Here is a 19207-nt window from a genome sequence, read left to right on the forward strand (position 1 = left end):
TTATTAATTTATTACCCGGAGCGGGACTTGAACCCGCAAAGCTATAAAAAGCCGAGGGATTTTAAGTCCCTTGTGTCTACCAATTTCACCATCCGGGCTATTCAAACTTTTTTGAGGCGTATCCCGGAATCGAACCGGGTTAAACGGATTTGCAATCCGCTACATATCCAATCTGTCAACACGCCTATAGAATATTATTAATTAATTTTATCTATTATAGAAAAGAAAGAAAAAAAATACAAATTATTTTTAACAAAATTCTTGATAACATTTAATAAAAAAAAGTTTTATATCAATTTTATTGATAAATTTGTTTTAAAAAATTTTATTTTAATAAAAAAATTATAATTATCTTTACATTCAGGATTATACTAGTATAGTATTACAAAAATTAGTAAAAAGTTTATTTCATACCTTAAACAATATTGGAGAGGTGGCCGAGAGGCTTAAGGCAGCGGTCTTGAAAACCGCCGATGAGAAATCGTCCGAGAGTTCGAATCTCTCCCTCTCCGAAAATATATTACTTAAAATTATAATAATCTTATATTTATTAAAAATTTATTCCGATATAAAAACTGCATTACTTTTTATTTCTAAGATACAACTTCAATCTCTACGCGACGATCAGGAGCCAAGCAACTTATTAATAAAGAACGATTTTTAATATCTTTACATACTTGATTTGTTAAAGAATTTATATCTCCCATTCCTTGAATTTTAATTATATCTCTAGAAAATCCTCTAGAAATTAAATAGTTTTTAACAGCATAAGCGCGATCTTCAGATAATTTTTGATTATAGTCTCTATTGCCTATTTTATCAGAATATCCTGAAAGAATAATAGAAACATTTGTTAATTTTTTATCACTTATTTCGTCATTTAATACTTCTAATTTATCGTAAGCAATTGGTTTTATCTCTGCGCTGTTAAAGGGAAAATTAATATTTTCTCTGAGTTCAATATTTTTTGAATTTGTAAATTCAGAATTGCATAATGATGGAATTACTGCATGATTATTATGAGATTGACCGAATTTCCATCCAAAAGAAAGTACTGTATCTCCTAAAGAAGGATGCATTGATAAACTCGCAATATTCTGTATAGTGCTTTTCCATGTATAATCTATTCTAGCAAAAAATTGTTCCTTAAAAATATATTCAGCTCCCAAAGTAAAAGTTGGAAGTAACTTACTTTTTTTACTAATCAAATTTTTTAAACCTTTTTCCTCTAAAAGATCATCCCAAAGAATTGTTCCACCTAATCGGCTATAGAGATGAAAATTATTTGTTATAGGATATGATAATTTTGTTGCAATCTGAAAATTGTTGTCTTTAAGAGATTCTTGATCTTTTAGAAGTGTTTCATGTCGAAGCATTAAATACGAGAAAAAACCACTGGTATCATTTTCAGCTTCAAAAGAAAAATATGGATTAATATCATACCCCAAAAACACACTAAAAGTAGGAGAATAGAAATTATTTTTACTATTTTCAGATTTATTTAACGATTTAGAATCAGATTTATAGTTAAAAACATTTAAATTAGACCATCCCAGTTTTGTTCCTACATACCATCCATTTTGTTCTTTTGCCTGAACGGAAACAACTAAGCTAGCTAGAAATAATACTATGATAGCAGCTTGTTTTTTCATTTGACACTCCATTATTCTTAAAATGTATTATGATTAGTATAAATATGAATAAACTACTATTATTTACATAAAGAATCATATTTAATGTTGAGAGCACTTATCAATATTACCAATAAAATATATGCATTTTCTTTACTAGTTAAATAAAATCAAATAAATGCATCATATATGAAATACTTCATTAATAACATTGATAATTTTTAATTATTGATGCAATTTATATTATATTACTTTATCTTTAAAGATAGACAAGAAAAATTTAATAAACGAATACCTAAAAAATATAATGAGATTAAATATGAAGCTCCAGAAATAAATAAAACAAATAACAAACGAACCAATTTATAAAAAAAAGAACCTACTTCCCAAGAAGGCATAAAATTTAAAGTAAAGAACAAAAAGAAAATCATCGTCAATATCGAAAAAATTAAACGCACAAAAAAAATTAAATCTTTATATTTAAAACAAATTAATTTTTTTTGATTTAATTTCCAAAAAAGAAAAAAAAAGTTCATCCATCCACTAATGCTTATAGAAAGCGCAAGACCTACTTGTTGAAAATAAAAAATTAAAATTGGGTTCATTGCCTGTGTTAAAAATAAAGTGAATATTGAAATATTTACAGGAATTTTAATTTCTTCAAAAGAATAGAACGCAGAAGACAAAATTTTTATTAAAATAAAAGATACTAAACCAAATGAATATGCTTCTAATATCTTATGTATCATTAAAACATCAAAATCTGTGAATTTACCATGCTTGAAAAGGACAATAACTAATGGTTTTGAAAGAAAAAAAAGAATAACAGAACTAGGTAACGAAAATATTAATCCAATTTTTAATCCTGAGTTCAAAAGAGATTTAAATTCAGATTTATTAATATAATAACTTTTAGAAAAAAATGAAAATAAAACAGTACTTAATGAAACTCCTAAAATTCCAATAGGAAACTCAATTAATCTATCAGCATAGTACATCCAAGACACAGAACCAAAATTAAGTAATGAAATAAAAATATTATTAAAAATCAAAGAAATCTGATTAGCTGAAGATCCTAAAATAGAAGGCACTATTTTTTTTAAAACTCTTAAAAGACCAATATTTTTAAAATTAATTTTTGGTATAACTAACATATTTATTTTATATAAATACAAACATTGATAAAAAAGTTGAAAACATCCACCTATAGTGACTGACCATGCTAATGAAATAATACGAGGACTATAATAAGAACTAAAAAAAATAGAAAAAATGATAATGCTAATATTTAAAAGACAAGGAGAAAACGCAGGAATGGAAAAATATCCCCAACTATTTAAAATAGATGAAAAAAATGAAGAAAGAGAAACAAAAAAAATATATGGAAACATAATTTGTAGTAAATGTACTGACACCTTTAAAAGATCTGGTGATTTTGCAAAACCAGGAGCACTAATTAAAATTAAATAACGAGACCATACTATTCCTAATACTGTAATTATTATTAATATCAAAATCATCAAACTTAAAACTGAAGAAATAAAATTTTTTATGCATTTTCCGTTTTTTTGAGTCTTATATTTCATTAAAACAGGTACAAAAGATTGACAAAAAACTCCTTCTGAAAAAATACAACGTAAAAAATTAGAAATTTTAAAAGCAATAAAAAAAGCATCAGTAAACATAGAAGTACCAAATGTATTAGCAATTAAAACATCACGAAAAAAACCTAATACACGAGATATGAGAGTCATAATACTTACTGATATTAAAGATTTTAAAAGATTCATTCCAAAAATAACCTGTTATTTTAATTTTAAAAATAAGGTATATAAAAATTTTTTTTACTATATACAAGAATGTTTCTATTTATATGTTATATTTTATGTTTTGGACAACTAAAAATGTATTTACTTTAAATAAAATTTTAATTATAAATAAGATTAATAATGGAAAGATAATGTCAAAAAATATAAAAAAAATAACCATTACTAAACCCGATGACTGGCACGTTCATTTAAGAGACAATTTTATTTTAAACCGAGTTATAAACTATACGGGTCAATTTTATAAAAGAGCGATTATTATGCCAAATCTTTACAATCCTATTGTTGATTGTAAAAAAAGTATTGCTTATCGTGATAGAATTTTAAAATCTATGAAATTTAATTGTAAATTTCAGCCATTAATGACTTGTTATTTGACAGAATCTACTTCAATTAAAGAATTAGAAAGAGGTTTTTACGAAAAAATCTTTATAGCGGCCAAACTTTATCCAATTCGATCTACAACAAATTCAAACAAAGGAATTAAAAAAATAGATAATGTTTATTTTATTTTAAAACGTATGGAAGAAATTGGAATGCCATTGCTAATTCATGGAGAAGAAACTGATTTAAATATTGATATTTATGATAGAGAGTCAAAATTTATTGAAAATACTTTAAAACCTTTACGTTTAAAATTTCCAAAACTTAAAATAGTTTTAGAACATATTACAACTAAAGAAGCAATAGATTACATAAAAGAAAACGATCCATTTTATTTATCTGCAACAATTACACCGCATCATTTAATGTTTAATCGTAACGATATGTTGATTCATGGAATAAAACCCTATTTTTACTGTTCTCCTATTTTAAAAAGAAAAAATCATCAAATTGCATTAAGACAAGCCATTGCTAGAGGGGACAAACACTTTTTTTTAGGAAGTGATACAGCTCCACACCTGGATCATCATAAAATTAATAAAACTGGACAAGCAGGAATATTTAATGCTCCTTCTTCTTTATTAGCATACATTACAGTTTTTGAAGAAATGAATGCTTTAAATCAATTTGAATCTTTTTGTTCGAAAAATGGACCTAAATTTTATAATATGCCCATTAACAAAGAAAAAATTACTTTTGTTCGAAAACCATTTAAAGTTATAAAAAAAATTCAGATAGGAAATAATATTATTATTCCATTTTTATCTGGTCAAACCTTAAATTGGTCTGTATACATTTAATCTATAAATTCAAACGTTATCCAATATAAAGATAGTTTTTTGTTAAATATTTATTGTGATTCCAAATTTCCATCAACATTATAAATAATTTTTTTATTATGCGCATTTAGTAAATCTAAAAAATGTTGATTTAAATACATTCTATGATTTAACAGCTTTTTATTTTTAAAGTTTAATTCCTTTAAAATCAAAGACTGATCAACAATATTTTCCCAAACTTTTTTTAATTTTGGTTTATTAACATAGGGTTTAAATATATTGTATTTTTTTTCTAAAATACATCGATTTTTATTAGCACTCAACAATTTTTTTATCAAAATTTTTTTATCCTTACCAATACATTGAAGCATAACTGCTATATTATCTTTAGAATCTAATAAAATATTGTGCTCTTGATATGTTATATCTCTCAAAAAAAATAAAATTTGTTCAGTAATTTTTATGATATTTATAAGTTTTTTCATTTAACTTATTCCGTTTATATTTATTTCTTTTAAAAATTTTTTTATATAGTAAAATAAAAAATAAAAAAGTTAATTATTCATATTTCTTTAAAAAAATATTTTTACATGAAGACAATTACTTCACCATTTTCGTTTACTTTTCCATTAATGACATTATTATTGTTAATTTTAACTCGTACATTTTCATTATTAGCAGCATTTTCTAACGCTTTGCCTTTAGTGAAAATAATAAAATTAACTCCATGGACTACGATATTGACCATTTGATTTATTTTAACTAACCATAATGGACGTACCATAAAAGAAGTTACTGGCTGAAATGGGAAAATATCACGTAAACTAACTTTATTTATTACATCTTTCATTTGAAAGTATGTATGATTAGGCAAAGTATCCAAACGTCCAATTATAATTTTTAAATCTGATTCTTTGATTCGAGAACCTCTTAGAATTTTTTTATTTGCCGTTACATATTCTCCTTCAACTTGAACTTCAACCTGTAAATATTGGCGATCTTTTCCGCAAGTGTAAAGGACTTCAATTAAACCAAAATAATGAAAATTTTGTAATAATGAAAAAAATGGTCTTTTACAGAAAATATTTTTTTTAAGTTGAGTGTGTAATATTACATGGATTTTTTTATTATCAAACAAATGATTTTTCTCGAAAAAATGAGTTAATTGATCAGTTAAGTTAAAAGCATTGACTCTAAAAGACAAAAAAAATAAAAAAAAATAAAAAATTGCTTTCAATACTGTCATTTTATTCCCTTTTGTATTAATTTATTAAGTAAAAGATATAGTTATTGTCGAGATATAGTTTAAAAAAATATTTAATTTAAATTAAATAATATTAATACAAAGGTTGCTTGAAAGTACATACATATAGAGTTATTTTTTAGAAAAAAGATTAAATAATAAAAAATTTTTGATATTATAAATATTCTTTATTTAACTTAAGATTAACTGATATATCAAGTGTTAACTAAAAATTTTGTGTATTATATATTAAGTAAACTTTTCAAAAAATATAAAAGAGATAAAAAAATGTTTGAAAAAATTAATAAAAGTTTTGATTTCAATCAAAATGTATTAAATCTATACTCAAAGAGACAAGAAATTTTAACTTCAAATATAGCTAACTCTGATACTCCTGGATACAAAGCAATGGATATTAGCTTTAAAAATGAATTTAATAAAATAATAAATAAAAATAACATGAGAAATAAAGAAATTTTTTTAACTAAAACATCTCCTTATCACTTAGATTTACATAAAAATGTTTTATCTTCAATTAAAATAATACCGGTAAAATCGAATGAAATAAAAAAAAATAAAAATACTGTAGATATGAATCGAGAAAGAATACAATTCATACAAAATAGTTTAAAATATCAATCAAGTTTAGCATTTATAAAAAATGAAATTAAAAATATAATGCATGTTTTACAGGGATAAACAATCATGTCTTTAACTAGAGCATTGGACATAGCCGGTTCAGCAATGACGGCGCAGTCACAAAAAATAAGTGTTATTGCTAGCAATTTAGCAAATTCAGAAAGCGTAGTGTATAAAAATGGGAGTTTTTTTCCATATATTGCAAAAAAAGTTATTTTTAAATTAAATTCTTTAGAAAACAATGATATAGGAGGCGTAAAAGTATTAAAAATAGTAAACGATTCTGCTCCTTTAAAAAAAATGTATGATCCATTTAATCCAATGGCTAATAAACAAGGATACGTCTTAACTTCAAATGTTAACCCAATCACTGAAACTATAAATAATATTTCAGCAGCAAGGAGTTATCAAGCAAATGTAGAAGTCTTAAAAACTATAAAATCAATGATAATCAAAACATTAACACTGAGTGAATAAAAAATCACGAGAGAAATAAATGAATACTATTAACAATATTAATTCATCTATAGAAAATCCGTTCGTAGATTCATATAAAAAAAACGTAAAAACAGAATCTAATGCATTAGATTTACAAAAAAACTTTTTAAGTTTATTAATTACTCAAATTAAAAATCAAGACCCTACAGATCCCATAAAAAACACTGAATTAACATCGCAATTAGCTCAAATAAATACTGCTACTGGAATTGAAAGATTAAATGACACTGTTGGGAAGTTTTCTAATCAGTTAAATACAACCCAAAAAATTCAAATTTCTTCTTTAATTGGGCATCACGTTATGATTCCTAGTTCTCAAGTTGTACATACTGATATAGAAGATACTAAATTTGGTGTAGAATTAATCGGAAACGCAACGTTAGTTCGAATACAGATCGAAGATAATAATAGAAAAATTGTGTATGTTAAAGAAATGAAAAATTGTAAACCAGGTGTATATAATTTTACATGGAATGGTGAAGATTTAGATAAAAAAAGAGTAGAAACTGGAAAATATAATCTTTATGTTACAGCTCAAGAAGAAAATCAAGATGTTCCAGTGAGAGGTTTAAGAGAAGCTTTAGTCAATGGTATTATCACAACCTCTGATGATCCTATCATTGATCTTGGTATTTCTGGGACAACAACACTTTCTAATATTCAAAAAATTATTCAATAACGCATTATTTAATTTAAAACGAATAACACATAAGGAGTAAAAACTTGTGTCTCTTATAGAAGCTATTAGTGGATTATTTATTAGCAGCAGTAATATAGATCTTGTATCTAATAATATTGCCAATGCATCAACAATAGGATTTAAATCAAGCACTCTTTCTCTACACAATATAGTATCCGATTCGTTTGAATCTACAGAAAAAAAAACATCTGGAGTTGGTATATCAAATTTTGTTCAAAATTTTAATAATGGTGCATTTATTGAAACTGGTAAAGATTTAGATTTGAGTATTTCGAACAATGGTTTTTTCCGAGTATTAGACTCTAATGGTCAAGTTCATTATACAAGAAATGGTCAATTTTTGATTGATAAAAACTTTAATATTGTTAATTTTCAAGGCATGTATTTAACCGGAAGAAATAATTCTTTATTTCAAAGAAAATTAAGCAATTCATCTAACTTAGAGCCTATAAATTTAAAAAATTATCGTATATTAAAAGCTAAACCAACAACAAAAATAACACTCAGTCCAATTTTAAATTCTGATGTACATTTAAATAACACTGAAAATATAGAAAAATATAATACTCAAATCACTATTTATAATAAAGATGGACAACCGCAAATATTGGAAATAAATTTCGCAAAAAATGATCTTAAAAAATGGCGCGTACACATAAAATCTAAAAATGTTTTTAATAACTCTTCTGAACAAAACATCATTGATAAAATCTGTAATTTAGAATTTGATGATAATGGAAAATTAAGCTCTTCCCCTAATTTTGATATTTCATTAAATGATAAATTTAAAAACAATAAAATTACTTTAGATTTTACAGGAACTGTAGAATCGTCAAATAATAAAGATCTTTTTTTAAACGCAATTCATCAAGACGGGTATGAACAAGGCTCTTTAAAAACACTTAATGTTCTTAAAAATGGAAAAATTATTAGCTATTATTCTAATCAAAAAACACAAGAAATAAGTCAAATAGTCTTATCAAAATTTGTTAATCCAGAAAAATTAAAACCTGAAAGCGGAAACGTTTGGTCTGCAACAAAAGATTCTGGAAAAGAAGAAATAGGCAATGCAGGTTGTTTAGGTTTTGGAGAAATATTATCAAAAACTCTGGAAACATCTAACGTAGATTTAAATAAAGAACTTATTAATATGATTGTGGCACAACGTAACTATCAATCTAGCGCTCAGGCCTTTAAAGCAGAAGATAAAATAGTAAACACATTAATAAATTTATGATGAATTCAGGATAAATAATGTAAAATGGAAAGCGCAATTCATAACTCTATGCAAGTTGCTAGTAAATTGTTAGAAAAACAAGCTATTATTTCTAATAATTTAGCTAATATTTCAACTACTGGTTTTAAAGAAAAATTTAATTATCTGGTACGAAACGAAACCAAAAATACAAAAAATTTAAATAATTTTTCTAACACACAAGAAAAAGAATATTATAATTTTTCTGCAGGAACATTAAATTACACTGATAGAAAATTAGATTTATTTATTAAAGAAAATGGCTGGTTAGCAGTAAAAGATGCTAATGGTCAAGAAGCTTACACTAAAAATGGTCATTTAATGTTAAATAATCAAGGAAAATTAACTGTTCAAAATCATGAAGTGTTAGGTGATTATCACAGTATATATCCTTCAGATAATAATTTAAAGATTTCATCTCACGGAATTATTAAAAAAATTGAAAAACAGGCTAATAAATTTATTGAATCTAAAATAGGTTCATTGAAATTAGTTCGTCTTCCTAACGAAAATTTATTACAAAAAGAAAATGGATTATTTTATCTAAAAAATCTAAATAAAAATAGCATACTTCATGATGACAGCATAAAAATACAATCAGGTATGTTAGAAACAAGTAATGTCAATCCAACAAAAAATATGATAGATATGATATCAAATGCCAGACAATTTGAAATGGAAATGAAAATGATATCTATATGTGATCAAAATGAAGAATACGCCAATCGACTTCTTGATATTAATAATTAAATTTAACTAGGACAACATTATGATACCTTCTTTATGGATTTCTAAAACTGGTCTTGATGCGCAGCAAATTAATATGAATGTTATATCCAATAATTTAGCTAATGTTAGTACGAATGGATTTAAGAGATCTAGGGCTGTTTTCGAAGATTTAATGTATCAAACAATAAAACAAGCTGGTACTAATTCATCCATGAACACTATTTTACCTTCTGGACTGCAGCTAGGAACAGGAGTTCGTCCAGTAGCTACAGAAAGAATTCATAGTCAAGGAAACCTTTCAAAGACAGATTCTTCAAAAGATATTGCCATTGATGGATCTGGATTTTTTCAAGTTCAATTACCAGATAATAACGTAGCTTATACAAGAGATGGTTCTTTTCAAATAGATCAAAACGGTCAATTAGTTACCAACAGTGGATATCCAATTGTACCAGATATTAATATTCCACCTAACTCAACTAGCATTAGCATTTCAAGAGATGGAGTTATTAGTGTTGCAATACAAGGACAGATACAACCCGTTTCTATCGGACAATTAAATTTAATTAATTTTATAAATAGTTCTGGATTGGAAAGTATCGGAGAAAATTTATATCAAGAAACTCAAGCATCTGGGGCGCCGATAGAAACAGCTCCAGGTTTAAATGGAGCAGGTTTGCTGTATCAAGGATATGTAGAAACTTCAAACGTAAATGTTGCTGAAGAGCTTGTTAATATGATTCAAACCCAAAGAGCATATGAAATTAACAGTAAATCTATTAACACATCAGATCAAATGCTTCAAAAATTATCTCAACTATAATTAAATTTGATAAATATATAGAGAATTTCATTATTCAAGGTGAATTTTCGTGGTAAAGTTATTAACTAGTTCATTTAAATACTTTTTTGTTATCATTTTTTTGTTACTGACACAAAGTTGCTCTTATATTCAAAATAAGCCGATGGCACTAAATACTAGAACAGAAATTATACCCAATACTTTCAGAATAACGAACAGTGGATCTTTATTTCAAGACGCACAGACTATAAATTATGGGTATCAACCATTATTTGAAGATTACAAACCACATAATATTGGTGACACTATAACTGTCGTATTACAAGAAAACATAAGCGCTAGCAATAGTTCATCTTCAAACATTAGTCGAGATGGTACTGCTAATTTAGGAGTAAATATATCACCTGGTCAACTTAATCCAATGTTAGGTTTAAATATTAATGACAATAGAACGGGATTTGATAGTATAGGAAAAAATGATTTTTCTGGGAAAGGAAGTAATTCAGCTAAAAACACTTTTAACGGGCTTATTACTGTAACTATAAAACAAGTATTACCTAATGGTAATCTTAAAGTTTGCGGAGAAAAAGAAGTATCTATTAATCAAGGAACAGAATTTATTCATTTTTCAGGAGTAGTTAATCCTAATAATATTAATAAAAATAACTTAGTTGCATCTACTCAAATTGCAGATACTAAAATTGAATATTTAAGTAATGGAAATATGAATGAAATAAACAAGATGGGTTGGTTTCAAAGGTTTTTATTAAAAATTTCACCTGTATAGGAATATTTACATTAATATAATTAAAGATAATGAAATAAATTATATGTTTTTTTAAATTCAATACAGTCTCATAAAGAGTAAAAAATTATTCTTTATGAGTACTTTTAAAAAATATTTTATATAATACTTTATAATATAAAACGTGTTAATAAAGGTTTTTTATGTCTAAGATAACATTATTAAAATTAATTCTTTTTCTTTTGGTAAGTTTTTCTTCTATTTCGTATGCTGAAAAAATACGTGACTTAACAAGTATTCAAGGAATTCGAGATAATCAATTAATTGGTTATGGTTTAATAGTAGGTCTAGATGGAACAGGTGATCAATCAACACAATCTCCATTCACCAAGCAATCATTATCTAATATGCTTGCTAAATTAGGTGTAACTGTTCCTTTTGGAATGAACATGAACGTAAAAAATGTAGCAGCAGTTATGATAACTGCTAAATTGCCTCCATTTAGTCATTCCGGAGAAAAAATAGACGTAGTAGTTTCATCTATAGGAAACTCAAAAAGTTTAAGAGGCGGAACATTGTTAATGACTCCTTTAAAAGGAGCTGATGATAAAATTTACGCTGTGGCTCAAGGAAATATAATAGTACCTGAAAAAAATAATAATTTTTTTAAAAAAAATAATTTCATTGGAGATTATCAAGTTAATTCAGGAAGAATTAACCATGGAGCAACTATTGAACGTGAAATAAATACTGATTTTGGTAGACATAAAACTATCAATTTGCAATTAAATCAAGAAGATTTTAGTACTGCTCAAAGAATAAGTGACATGATTAATGTGAAATATCCAGATACGGCAACACCTATTGATTCTAAAACAGTTCAGTTAAGTACTGTAGCTAACAATAACGTACAAGTCCATATGCTTTCAAATATTCAAAACATAGATATAATTATGCCTTCTCAAGAAGCAAAAGTCATTATTAATTCTCATACTGGCTCTGTAGTTATGAATCAAGAAGTTACATTAAGTGAATGCGCTATTTCTAATGGTAGTTTATCTATAGTGGTTCATAAAACACAAGATTCGCATTATGAAAATCCATTAAAAAAAAATTCTAATAAAAAAAAATTACCACAAAATTCAACCTACCAAAATTATGATAAAGAAGAATATTTTAGTAACAGAAATCTTAATAACATAGTTAGATCCTTAAATGCATTAGGAACTCGCACAAACGAACTTATATCTATTTTACAATCGATGAAAAAAGCTGGTTGCCTTCACGCTAAATTGGAAATCATTTGATGAACGATCATTTATTATACAACATATCAAATACTCATTCAAAAATTGTTACAGAACTAAAATATCAAGTTCAAAAGAATCCAAAAAAATATGCATTGCAAACAGCAAAAGAAGTAGAAAGCATATTTATTCAAATGTTACTAAAAAGTATGAGAAATTCTGTGTCTAAAAGCAATTTAATAGATAACAACCAAAGCTACCTCTATACAGATATATACGATCAACAAATATCTAAAGAGCTAAGCAAAAAAGGAATAGGATTCACTCAAATGATTTTAAAACAAATAGAAAAAAACATTCTTTCATAAGAATTTATAATTTATGATGTTTTGTTAGTCAAAATTAAGAAACATATAAATAATTAAATATTTAAATCAAAAATTATTTTTTAATAGAGTCAACAATTCTAAAAAAGGAAAGAACATGAGTTCTATACTTACCTCAGCTATTGCTGGAATCAATGCAATAAAAGTGATGATAGATTCTACTATTAAAAAAATTGATCAACCAGATTACGTGAATCCAGAAAAACGTATTTTTATTGAAAACACTGTAGAAGAATCTAATTTAAGCGCTGGAGTAAAAATTAAAGAAATATATGATAATTATAATAATTTCATTATAGATGAAACAAGAAAGACTAGTGTAGAAGTAACAGGTCAAGAAACAAAAATTGAACAATTGTTAAAATTAGAAAATTTATTATGTGAGAAATCAAATATTTTTAGTGTGTTAGCAAAAGAATTATATGGACAAATTAAAAATAATTTTCTTTTCAATAAAAAAAATGTCATTGGTAAAGATATAGAAGAAAAACTAAATCAAATTATTGATTCACTTCAAGATTTTGATAATAAACTTATCTTTTTAGAAAAAGAGATTAAACAAGAAATTGGAAATAAAATAAAAAAAGTTAATTCATTAATTAATAAGATTCATGAAACTAATTTAGATATCTGCTGTTTTCCAATTTATCAACTCCCTGGTAGAGTTGAAGATTTTATAAAAAAAAGAGAACATTTTATAAACGAACTAAACAAACTTATTGGTATTACAGTAATTAAAGAAAATTCTAACTATAAAGTATATTTAAATAACGGAATATGCATTATAGATAATGAAAAAAAACAAAATTTAATTGAGCTAACATCTAATTCTGATTCTAAATATATCAGTGTAGGATACTTTGATGACAATGCAGGCAAAGTAAAAAAAGCAGAATTCATGATTCCTAATGGTTCTTTAGGTGCATTATTAAGATTTAGAAGAGAAGAATTGGAACATGTTAGGAATAAAATTGGACAATTAACTGTAAATTTTACTGACAGTATTAATTTATACCATCAAATAGGATTCGATTCATATGGAAATGTTGGTGAACCAATGATTCGTATTAGCGAACCTCAAATCATATCTCATTCAAAACATACATCTTCTTCAGTTGTTTCTGCTAAATGGGTGTCTTTTAAATTTGCAAAAGACAGTAATTATGCAGTTTTTTTTCACAATAATAATTGGACAGTAACAAGATTATTAGATCACGAAGCTATTCCAGCAAACATTAAACAAGAAAATAACAACATATTTATTACTTTTGATGGTATCGAATTAAAAATACAAGGAAAACCTAATGAAAAAGATTTTTATGAAGTTAAACCATATTTAAATACTTTAGAAAAATTAGACTTACTAATTGATAAAGATACTCCATTTTCGTTTAATGATGATACAGTCAAAAGCAATATGAATATTGTAATTACTCATAATTTTAATGAAGATCATATAGTTGACCAAAAAGAAACTATTCAAGAATCTTATCAAAATTTTTCTAAATCAATAGCTTATCAGTGTAACTTTCTTGAAGAAAATTTGCCTTTTAAAGAAAAAATGATTGATATATTGAATGATAAAAAACTATCTATGTCAAGAAATCTTGAGCAAGACTGTAAAAATTTAAATTATCAACAACAATGCTATCTAGCAAATTCTAGAGTTTTAAAAGTAGCTGAAGATATTTTTAATGAAATTGTTGAATGCTATAGTTAGATCGAATTAAAAGTATTTAAAATAATTTTAAACATAAAAACTTACTTAAAAGTAAGTTTTTATGTCACATTAATAATTTTATGCTCAATATACTATTTATTTTTTTAATATTACTAATTCACTAAAAAATCAATAATTTAATTTCGGTTTTGAAACAGGTGAATTAGAACAATTTGTAGCAGAATGAGCTCCTGCAGAATTTTTAATGATAAATTTTGATTTAATCAATGATTCTTGATTAGAATAAATAGATTTTTTTTGATTAAATAATAATTTTTCCGAAATTTTAGTTATAGGTGCGCTTGACTTATTTTGTTTATTTTTAATGCTAAATTTTTTATTAAAAATAAAATTTTTTTTAAATATTTTTAATTGGTGTTTTTTTTGAGAAATTAATTTAATTTGAAATTTGCCACTCGCATAAGAAATGTATTTATATTTTAAAGATTTTTTATATAAAGAAATTCCAACTTTCATTTTTTTATCTTTATTGGTACATTCAAGCTTAATATTGTCTTTTTTTTTCGAATTATTAAATAATTTTTGAGTTTTAAAAATTTTTTTATTTCGAGTGTTGCAAAAATTTTTACAATTGGAAGATAAATTTATTTTTTCTCTATACTGAATTATTTTATTAGATAAGTGTGAAAAATTGTTAATCCAAATTCTATCTAAAGCCAGTTCTAATAAAAAAACTCTAAAAAATATAAATCTTGAAGGTTTTTCAAGAAAAAAATTATTATAAATTTGATGTAAATCAAAATTATTTATTTTTTTTTCTCTTTGCAACGATTGATCACTGATTTGGAAATTATATTTTATACTTTTAGATAAAGATGTGTTTTTTAAAGAAATTAAATTTTCTATTTTATCACTTTTTTCATGAAAAAAATTCATGCTTTTACCATTTCTATTTTGTTTTTTCATATCTAATAATACTATTTTTTTCTCTTTTCTTATTTCAGTAAAAATTTTATATGCATGGTGTGTATTTGTTTTTTTATTGTTAACATTTTTCAATTGATTTGGAGCAAATTTAATTTTATCTATTGCTGTAGAATTAAATTTTTTTTTGCAAGATATAGAAATTTGATTTTTTATATCTTTATAAACTAATTTTTTTTTATCATTATTTTCAATATCTGACAAAAATGACGTAATTTTATTATTTTTTTTTTGATTTTTCTTGATTAAACATTTTTTTTCTGTAGAGACATCAATGTTTTTCATATACTTAAACGTATTTCGATTTAATATGCTATTTCTAATTAATACATGTTTTATTAAAAAAGATTTCTTTATCCAATTGATTATTTTAAGTATAAAATTTTGTTTCTTAGAAAATAAATTTGATGTTTTATCACTAGTGTTTTTTTTATAACAAGATGCATTAAAATACTTTAAAACTGGTTTATCTTTATTTTTACTATCTAAAACATCCTCTTTAAAAATATATGATGTTTTATTTTTTTTAACGTCAGATAATTCATAGCTACTAGCATTCACTTCTTCTCCTCTTCTGACTCTAGATACAAAATAATGAGGAGTCTTCATGTTTTTATTTGGTACAATAATAGTCTTTCCTCCGGCTTGACGTTTTTCAATTGCATGCACTGCATCTCTTTTTTCATTTAATAAATAACAGGCTATCTCTATAGGAACAATGGCGTGAACTTCGTAAGTATTTTCTTTTAAAGCTTCTTCTTCGATTAAACGCAAAATGGATAAAGACAGAGATTCATTATCTCTAATTGTACCAGTTCCTGTGCACCTAGGACAAACATGATGACTGGATTCTCTTAAAGACGAATTTAATCTTTGTCTAGACATTTCTAATAAACCAAATTTAGAAATATGACCAATTTGAATGCGAGCTCTATCTTCACGTGTAATTTCACGTAATCTATTTTCAATAAATTTTTGGTGCATAATCGTTGTCATATCTATAAAATCAATAACTATCAACCCTCCTAAATCTCTTAATCTTAGTTGACGAGAAATTTCATCCACTGCTTCTAAATTAGTATTAAACGCTGTTTCCTCGATATCTGTTCCACGAGTAGAGCGAGAAGAATTAATATCAATAGCGGTTAAAGCTTCTGTGACATCTATCATAATAGAACCACCTGAAGGCAATCTAACTTCTCTTTGAAAAGCAGAATTTATTTGAGATTCAATTTGATAATAACTAAAAAGAGGGATATCTCCTGTATACAATTTAATTTTGTTAATAAAATCTGGTCGACCTAAAGAACTAATATGTTTTCGAGCTAATTCTAACGTTTTAGGATTATCTATTAAAATCTCACCAATATCTGGGCGCAAGTAATCTCTAAAAGAACGAACTAATACATTACTTTCTTGATGAATTAAAAATGGAGCTGGTCGACTATCAGCTATTTTTTGAATTGCGTTCCAATGCTTAAGTCTAAAAGATAAATCCCATTGTAAAGATTTTATAGATTTTCCTACACCAGCAGTACGAACGATTAAACCCATAGATTCAGGTAATTTTAAAGATAACAACAATTCTTTTATTTCTAATCTATCATTACCTTCAATTCTTCTAGATATACCTCCAGAATTTGGATTATTTGGCATCAATACCAAATAACTACCTGCAAGACTGATAAAAGTAGTTAATGATGCACCTTTAGTTCCTCTCTCTTCTTTGTGTATTTGAACAATAAACTCTTGGCCTTCTTTAATTAAATCTTTTATATGAAGGCGAGAATCAGTTAAAGACTGAATTGAGAAATAATTTTTAGAGATTTCTTTTAATGGTAAAAATCCATGTTTTTCAGCACCATAGTCTATAAAAGCAGCTTCTAGACTAGGTTCAATTCGAGCAATTTTTCCTTTATATATGTTGGATTTTTTTTGTTTTGATCCAAGATTTTCTATGTCAAGGTCATATAAACGTTGACCGTCAACAAGAGCTACACGCAACTCTTCCTGCTGAGTTGCATTAATTAACATTCTTTTCATTATAACATTTTCTCTCTTATTCTTTATAAATAAGCAAATACGTCAACAGGAAATATGTACTAAAAACAGATTTATTTGTACTATTTTATAACTTTTATTGAAAATTAGAATAAAAAAAGTTTTTAATAAAAATTAAATTTTAAACAATTTTTTTAAAATATATGCATACATATTTTATGAATTTTTAATAATAAATTTAATTTTTTATATTTATATATTCATAATTATATTATAATTAAAAAAAATTAAAAAAATTACCTTACAAAAAGAGATTTTTTTTAATGACAAATAAAATACTTCCTGCATCAATCTTTTCGATTAATGAAGATGCAATAAATCAAAGATTAGACAACTTTATTCTAAAAAAATTTAAAAAATTACCTAAAAGCATGATTTATCGCATTATCAGAATAGGAAAAATTCGAATCAACATGCAAAAAGTAAAACCTTATTACAAATTAAAAAAAGGAGATGAATTAAAAATTCCATCAATATACGTTTCAGATAATAAAAAAAATAATATTTTTTGTAAAAATGACACTAATAATTTGTCAAAAAGTATTTTATATGAAGATAAACATTTATTAATAATTAATAAACCTTCTGGCATAGCAGCTCATGGTGGAAGTGGATTAAAATATGGAGTTATAGAGTATTTTAGAAAAATGCGTCCACTAGATAAATATCTTGAATTAGTCCACCGTATTGACCGCGATACATCTGGTATTTTAATGCTGGCTAAAAAACGAACATCTTTAGCATTGCTTCATAAGCAGATAAGGGAAAAAAAAATCAAAAAAGAATATATCGCATTAGTACATGGTTCATGGCCATCTCATCTGAAAAAAATTTCAGCACCTTTGTTAAAAATTAAATCAAAAAACAAAAAAATGAAAATGTTGATTAATCAAACCGGAAAATTTTCAGAAACACATTTTCAAGTAAAAAAAAAATATTCCTTAACAACTCTGCTTTTAATTAATCCTAAAACTGGTCGCACACATCAAATTAGAGCACATGCTTTATATGCAGGACATCCAATATTATTTGATAAACGATACGGTGATAATCAGTTAGATATTAAAATAAAAGAAACAAAACAGAATAATAGACTTTTGCTTCATGCTTCTAGAATTAATTTTAATCATCCAAAAAATGGAAATAAAATTTATATAAACGCACCATTAGATTCAATTTTTACGAATTATTTGAATTCTCTTACATAATTTTTTACATCATTGATATATTTAAATGTTGTATATCCAACAAAAAAAATAAAATGTTTTTTCAAAACTTATCTTCTTTTAGATAACATAATTGCACATTGTGCATTATAATTCATGCATGTACTGTTAACTTTAATACTATAAAGAGAAATATTAGAATGGCTGTTCAAAAAAATAAACCAACTCGCTCAAAAAGAGGAATGAGAAGATCTCATGATTTTTTATTGAATCCAACATTGTCAATAGACAAATTTTCAGGAGAAACTCATATTCGACACCATATTACTGCTAATGGGTATTATAAAGGGAAAAAAGTTATCTAAAAATTTAATAAAAATGGTGGTTTACCTAAAAATAAAACATCATTTTTATAAAAACATTATAAAATTTATTTTTTAAAAATAGAAGA

The 19207-nt window shown here is 25.2% G+C and carries 18 protein-coding genes and 3 tRNA genes; 14 read left to right on the forward strand and 7 right to left on the reverse strand.

Going from position 1 to position 19207, the window contains the following annotated elements; translation table 11 throughout:
* Positions 1-12: 12 nt before the first annotated feature.
* Together D9V75_RS01585 and D9V75_RS01590 are read right to left on the reverse strand one after the other, a co-directional pair.
* Positions 13-98: transfer RNA gene (locus tag D9V75_RS01585), tRNA-Leu, on the reverse strand.
* 16 nt (positions 99-114) lie between these two features.
* A tRNA-Cys gene (locus tag D9V75_RS01590) sits at positions 115-185 on the reverse strand.
* Positions 186-427: 242 nt separating this feature from the next.
* On the opposite strand from D9V75_RS01590, the gene D9V75_RS01595 reads away from it, so the two are divergent.
* Positions 428-512: transfer RNA gene (locus tag D9V75_RS01595), tRNA-Ser, on the forward strand.
* 81 nt (positions 513-593) lie between these two features.
* On the opposite strand, the gene D9V75_RS01600 is transcribed toward D9V75_RS01595, so the two are convergent.
* Positions 594-1652 carry an OmpA family protein gene (locus D9V75_RS01600; RefSeq protein ID WP_158343601.1) on the reverse strand — a complete coding sequence of 353 codons (1059 nt, stop codon included), beginning with the start codon at positions 1650-1652 and terminating at the stop codon, positions 594-596.
* A 227-nt stretch (positions 1653-1879) separates the two neighbouring features.
* Positions 1880-3421, reverse strand: a complete 1542-nt coding sequence (gene murJ, locus D9V75_RS01605) for a murein biosynthesis integral membrane protein MurJ (protein ID WP_158343602.1) — start codon at positions 3419-3421, stop codon at positions 1880-1882.
* 170 nt (positions 3422-3591) lie between these two features.
* Between murJ and pyrC the strand changes: the two genes are divergently transcribed.
* Positions 3592-4641 (forward strand): dihydroorotase, encoded by a 1050-nt coding sequence (gene pyrC, locus D9V75_RS01610; protein WP_158344057.1) that lies wholly within the window; start codon positions 3592-3594, stop codon positions 4639-4641.
* 50 nt (positions 4642-4691) lie between these two features.
* On the opposite strand, the gene flgN is transcribed toward pyrC, so the two are convergent.
* The gene (flgN, locus tag D9V75_RS01615; RefSeq protein ID WP_158343605.1) at positions 4692-5105 is read right to left on the reverse strand and encodes a flagellar export chaperone FlgN; all 414 of its coding nucleotides are present in this window, start codon (positions 5103-5105) and stop codon (positions 4692-4694) included.
* A 101-nt stretch (positions 5106-5206) separates the two neighbouring features.
* Complete coding sequence (gene flgA / locus D9V75_RS01620; RefSeq protein WP_158343607.1) at positions 5207-5866, reverse strand: flagellar basal body P-ring formation chaperone FlgA; 660 nt, start codon at positions 5864-5866, stop codon at positions 5207-5209.
* A 285-nt stretch (positions 5867-6151) separates the two neighbouring features.
* Between flgA and flgB the strand changes: the two genes are divergently transcribed.
* From flgB to D9V75_RS01670, 10 genes are all read left to right on the forward strand, one after another.
* Complete coding sequence (gene flgB, locus D9V75_RS01625; RefSeq protein WP_158343609.1) at positions 6152-6562, forward strand: flagellar basal body rod protein FlgB; 411 nt, start codon at positions 6152-6154, stop codon at positions 6560-6562.
* A gap of 6 nt (positions 6563-6568) precedes the next feature.
* Positions 6569-6979 (forward strand): flagellar basal body rod protein FlgC, encoded by a 411-nt coding sequence (gene flgC / locus D9V75_RS01630; protein WP_158343611.1) that lies wholly within the window; start codon positions 6569-6571, stop codon positions 6977-6979.
* A gap of 19 nt (positions 6980-6998) precedes the next feature.
* Complete coding sequence (locus D9V75_RS01635; protein WP_158343613.1) at positions 6999-7679, forward strand: flagellar hook assembly protein FlgD; 681 nt, start codon at positions 6999-7001, stop codon at positions 7677-7679.
* Between the two features lie 46 nt (positions 7680-7725).
* Positions 7726-8937 carry a flagellar hook protein FlgE gene (locus D9V75_RS01640; RefSeq protein WP_158343615.1) on the forward strand — a complete coding sequence of 404 codons (1212 nt, stop codon included), beginning with the start codon at positions 7726-7728 and terminating at the stop codon, positions 8935-8937.
* A gap of 24 nt (positions 8938-8961) precedes the next feature.
* Positions 8962-9705 (forward strand): flagellar basal-body rod protein FlgF, encoded by a 744-nt coding sequence (flgF, locus tag D9V75_RS01645; RefSeq protein ID WP_158343617.1) that lies wholly within the window; start codon positions 8962-8964, stop codon positions 9703-9705.
* 19 nt (positions 9706-9724) lie between these two features.
* On the forward strand, positions 9725-10507 hold the full coding sequence (gene flgG / locus D9V75_RS01650; RefSeq protein WP_158343620.1) for a flagellar basal-body rod protein FlgG: 783 nt from the start codon (positions 9725-9727) through the stop codon (positions 10505-10507).
* A 49-nt stretch (positions 10508-10556) separates the two neighbouring features.
* The gene (locus D9V75_RS01655; protein WP_158343622.1) at positions 10557-11273 is read left to right on the forward strand and encodes a flagellar basal body L-ring protein FlgH; all 717 of its coding nucleotides are present in this window, start codon (positions 10557-10559) and stop codon (positions 11271-11273) included.
* Between the two features lie 161 nt (positions 11274-11434).
* Positions 11435-12538 carry a flagellar basal body P-ring protein FlgI gene (locus D9V75_RS01660; protein WP_158343624.1) on the forward strand — a complete coding sequence of 368 codons (1104 nt, stop codon included), beginning with the start codon at positions 11435-11437 and terminating at the stop codon, positions 12536-12538.
* Positions 12538-12846, forward strand: coding sequence for a rod-binding protein (locus tag D9V75_RS01665; protein ID WP_158343626.1), 309 nt, complete (start codon positions 12538-12540; stop codon positions 12844-12846). The genes D9V75_RS01660 and D9V75_RS01665 overlap by 1 nt, the downstream gene beginning before the upstream one ends.
* 115 nt (positions 12847-12961) lie before the next feature.
* Positions 12962-14584 carry a FlgK family flagellar hook-associated protein gene (locus D9V75_RS01670; protein ID WP_158343628.1) on the forward strand — a complete coding sequence of 541 codons (1623 nt, stop codon included), beginning with the start codon at positions 12962-12964 and terminating at the stop codon, positions 14582-14584.
* 129 nt (positions 14585-14713) lie between these two features.
* On the opposite strand, the gene rne is transcribed toward D9V75_RS01670, so the two are convergent.
* Entirely contained in the window at positions 14714-17572 is a 2859-nt protein-coding gene (rne, locus tag D9V75_RS01675; RefSeq protein ID WP_158343630.1) for a ribonuclease E, read from the reverse strand.
* A gap of 281 nt (positions 17573-17853) precedes the next feature.
* Here rne and rluC point away from each other — a divergent pair, with 281 nt between their 5' ends.
* Together rluC and rpmF are read left to right on the forward strand one after the other, a co-directional pair.
* Positions 17854-18798: a 23S rRNA pseudouridine(955/2504/2580) synthase RluC gene (gene rluC / locus D9V75_RS01680; RefSeq protein WP_158343632.1), complete on the forward strand. Its 945-nt coding sequence runs from the start codon at positions 17854-17856 to the stop codon at positions 18796-18798.
* Between the two features lie 158 nt (positions 18799-18956).
* Positions 18957-19121: a 50S ribosomal protein L32 gene (gene rpmF / locus D9V75_RS01685; RefSeq protein WP_158343634.1), complete on the forward strand. Its 165-nt coding sequence runs from the start codon at positions 18957-18959 to the stop codon at positions 19119-19121.
* The last annotated feature ends 86 nt before the right edge of the window (positions 19122-19207 follow it).

It is taken from the genome of Buchnera aphidicola (Muscaphis stroyani) (genome assembly GCF_005080865.1).
Taxonomy (GTDB): Bacteria; Pseudomonadota; Gammaproteobacteria; order Enterobacterales; family Enterobacteriaceae; genus Buchnera; species Buchnera aphidicola_AG.

Coding starts and splice junctions, on each gene's coding strand:
- D9V75_RS01600 (WP_158343601.1), bottom strand. CDS start 1,652: ATGAAAAAACAAGCTGCTATCATAGTATTATTTCTAGCTAGCTTAGTT.
- murJ (WP_158343602.1), bottom strand. CDS start 3,421: ATGAATCTTTTAAAATCTTTAATATCAGTAAGTATTATGACTCTCATA.
- pyrC (WP_158344057.1), top strand. CDS start 3,592: ATGTCAAAAAATATAAAAAAAATAACCATTACTAAACCCGATGACTGG.
- flgN (WP_158343605.1), bottom strand. CDS start 5,105: ATGAAAAAACTTATAAATATCATAAAAATTACTGAACAAATTTTATTT.
- flgA (WP_158343607.1), bottom strand. CDS start 5,866: ATGACAGTATTGAAAGCAATTTTTTATTTTTTTTTATTTTTTTTGTCT.
- flgB (WP_158343609.1), top strand. CDS start 6,152: ATGTTTGAAAAAATTAATAAAAGTTTTGATTTCAATCAAAATGTATTA.
- flgC (WP_158343611.1), top strand. CDS start 6,569: ATGTCTTTAACTAGAGCATTGGACATAGCCGGTTCAGCAATGACGGCG.
- D9V75_RS01635 (WP_158343613.1), top strand. CDS start 6,999: ATGAATACTATTAACAATATTAATTCATCTATAGAAAATCCGTTCGTA.
- flgF (WP_158343617.1), top strand. CDS start 8,962: ATGGAAAGCGCAATTCATAACTCTATGCAAGTTGCTAGTAAATTGTTA.
- flgG (WP_158343620.1), top strand. CDS start 9,725: ATGATACCTTCTTTATGGATTTCTAAAACTGGTCTTGATGCGCAGCAA.
- D9V75_RS01660 (WP_158343624.1), top strand. CDS start 11,435: ATGTCTAAGATAACATTATTAAAATTAATTCTTTTTCTTTTGGTAAGT.
- D9V75_RS01665 (WP_158343626.1), top strand. CDS start 12,538: ATGAACGATCATTTATTATACAACATATCAAATACTCATTCAAAAATT.
- D9V75_RS01670 (WP_158343628.1), top strand. CDS start 12,962: ATGAGTTCTATACTTACCTCAGCTATTGCTGGAATCAATGCAATAAAA.
- rne (WP_158343630.1), bottom strand. CDS start 17,572: ATGAAAAGAATGTTAATTAATGCAACTCAGCAGGAAGAGTTGCGTGTA.
- rluC (WP_158343632.1), top strand. CDS start 17,854: ATGACAAATAAAATACTTCCTGCATCAATCTTTTCGATTAATGAAGAT.
- rpmF (WP_158343634.1), top strand. CDS start 18,957: ATGGCTGTTCAAAAAAATAAACCAACTCGCTCAAAAAGAGGAATGAGA.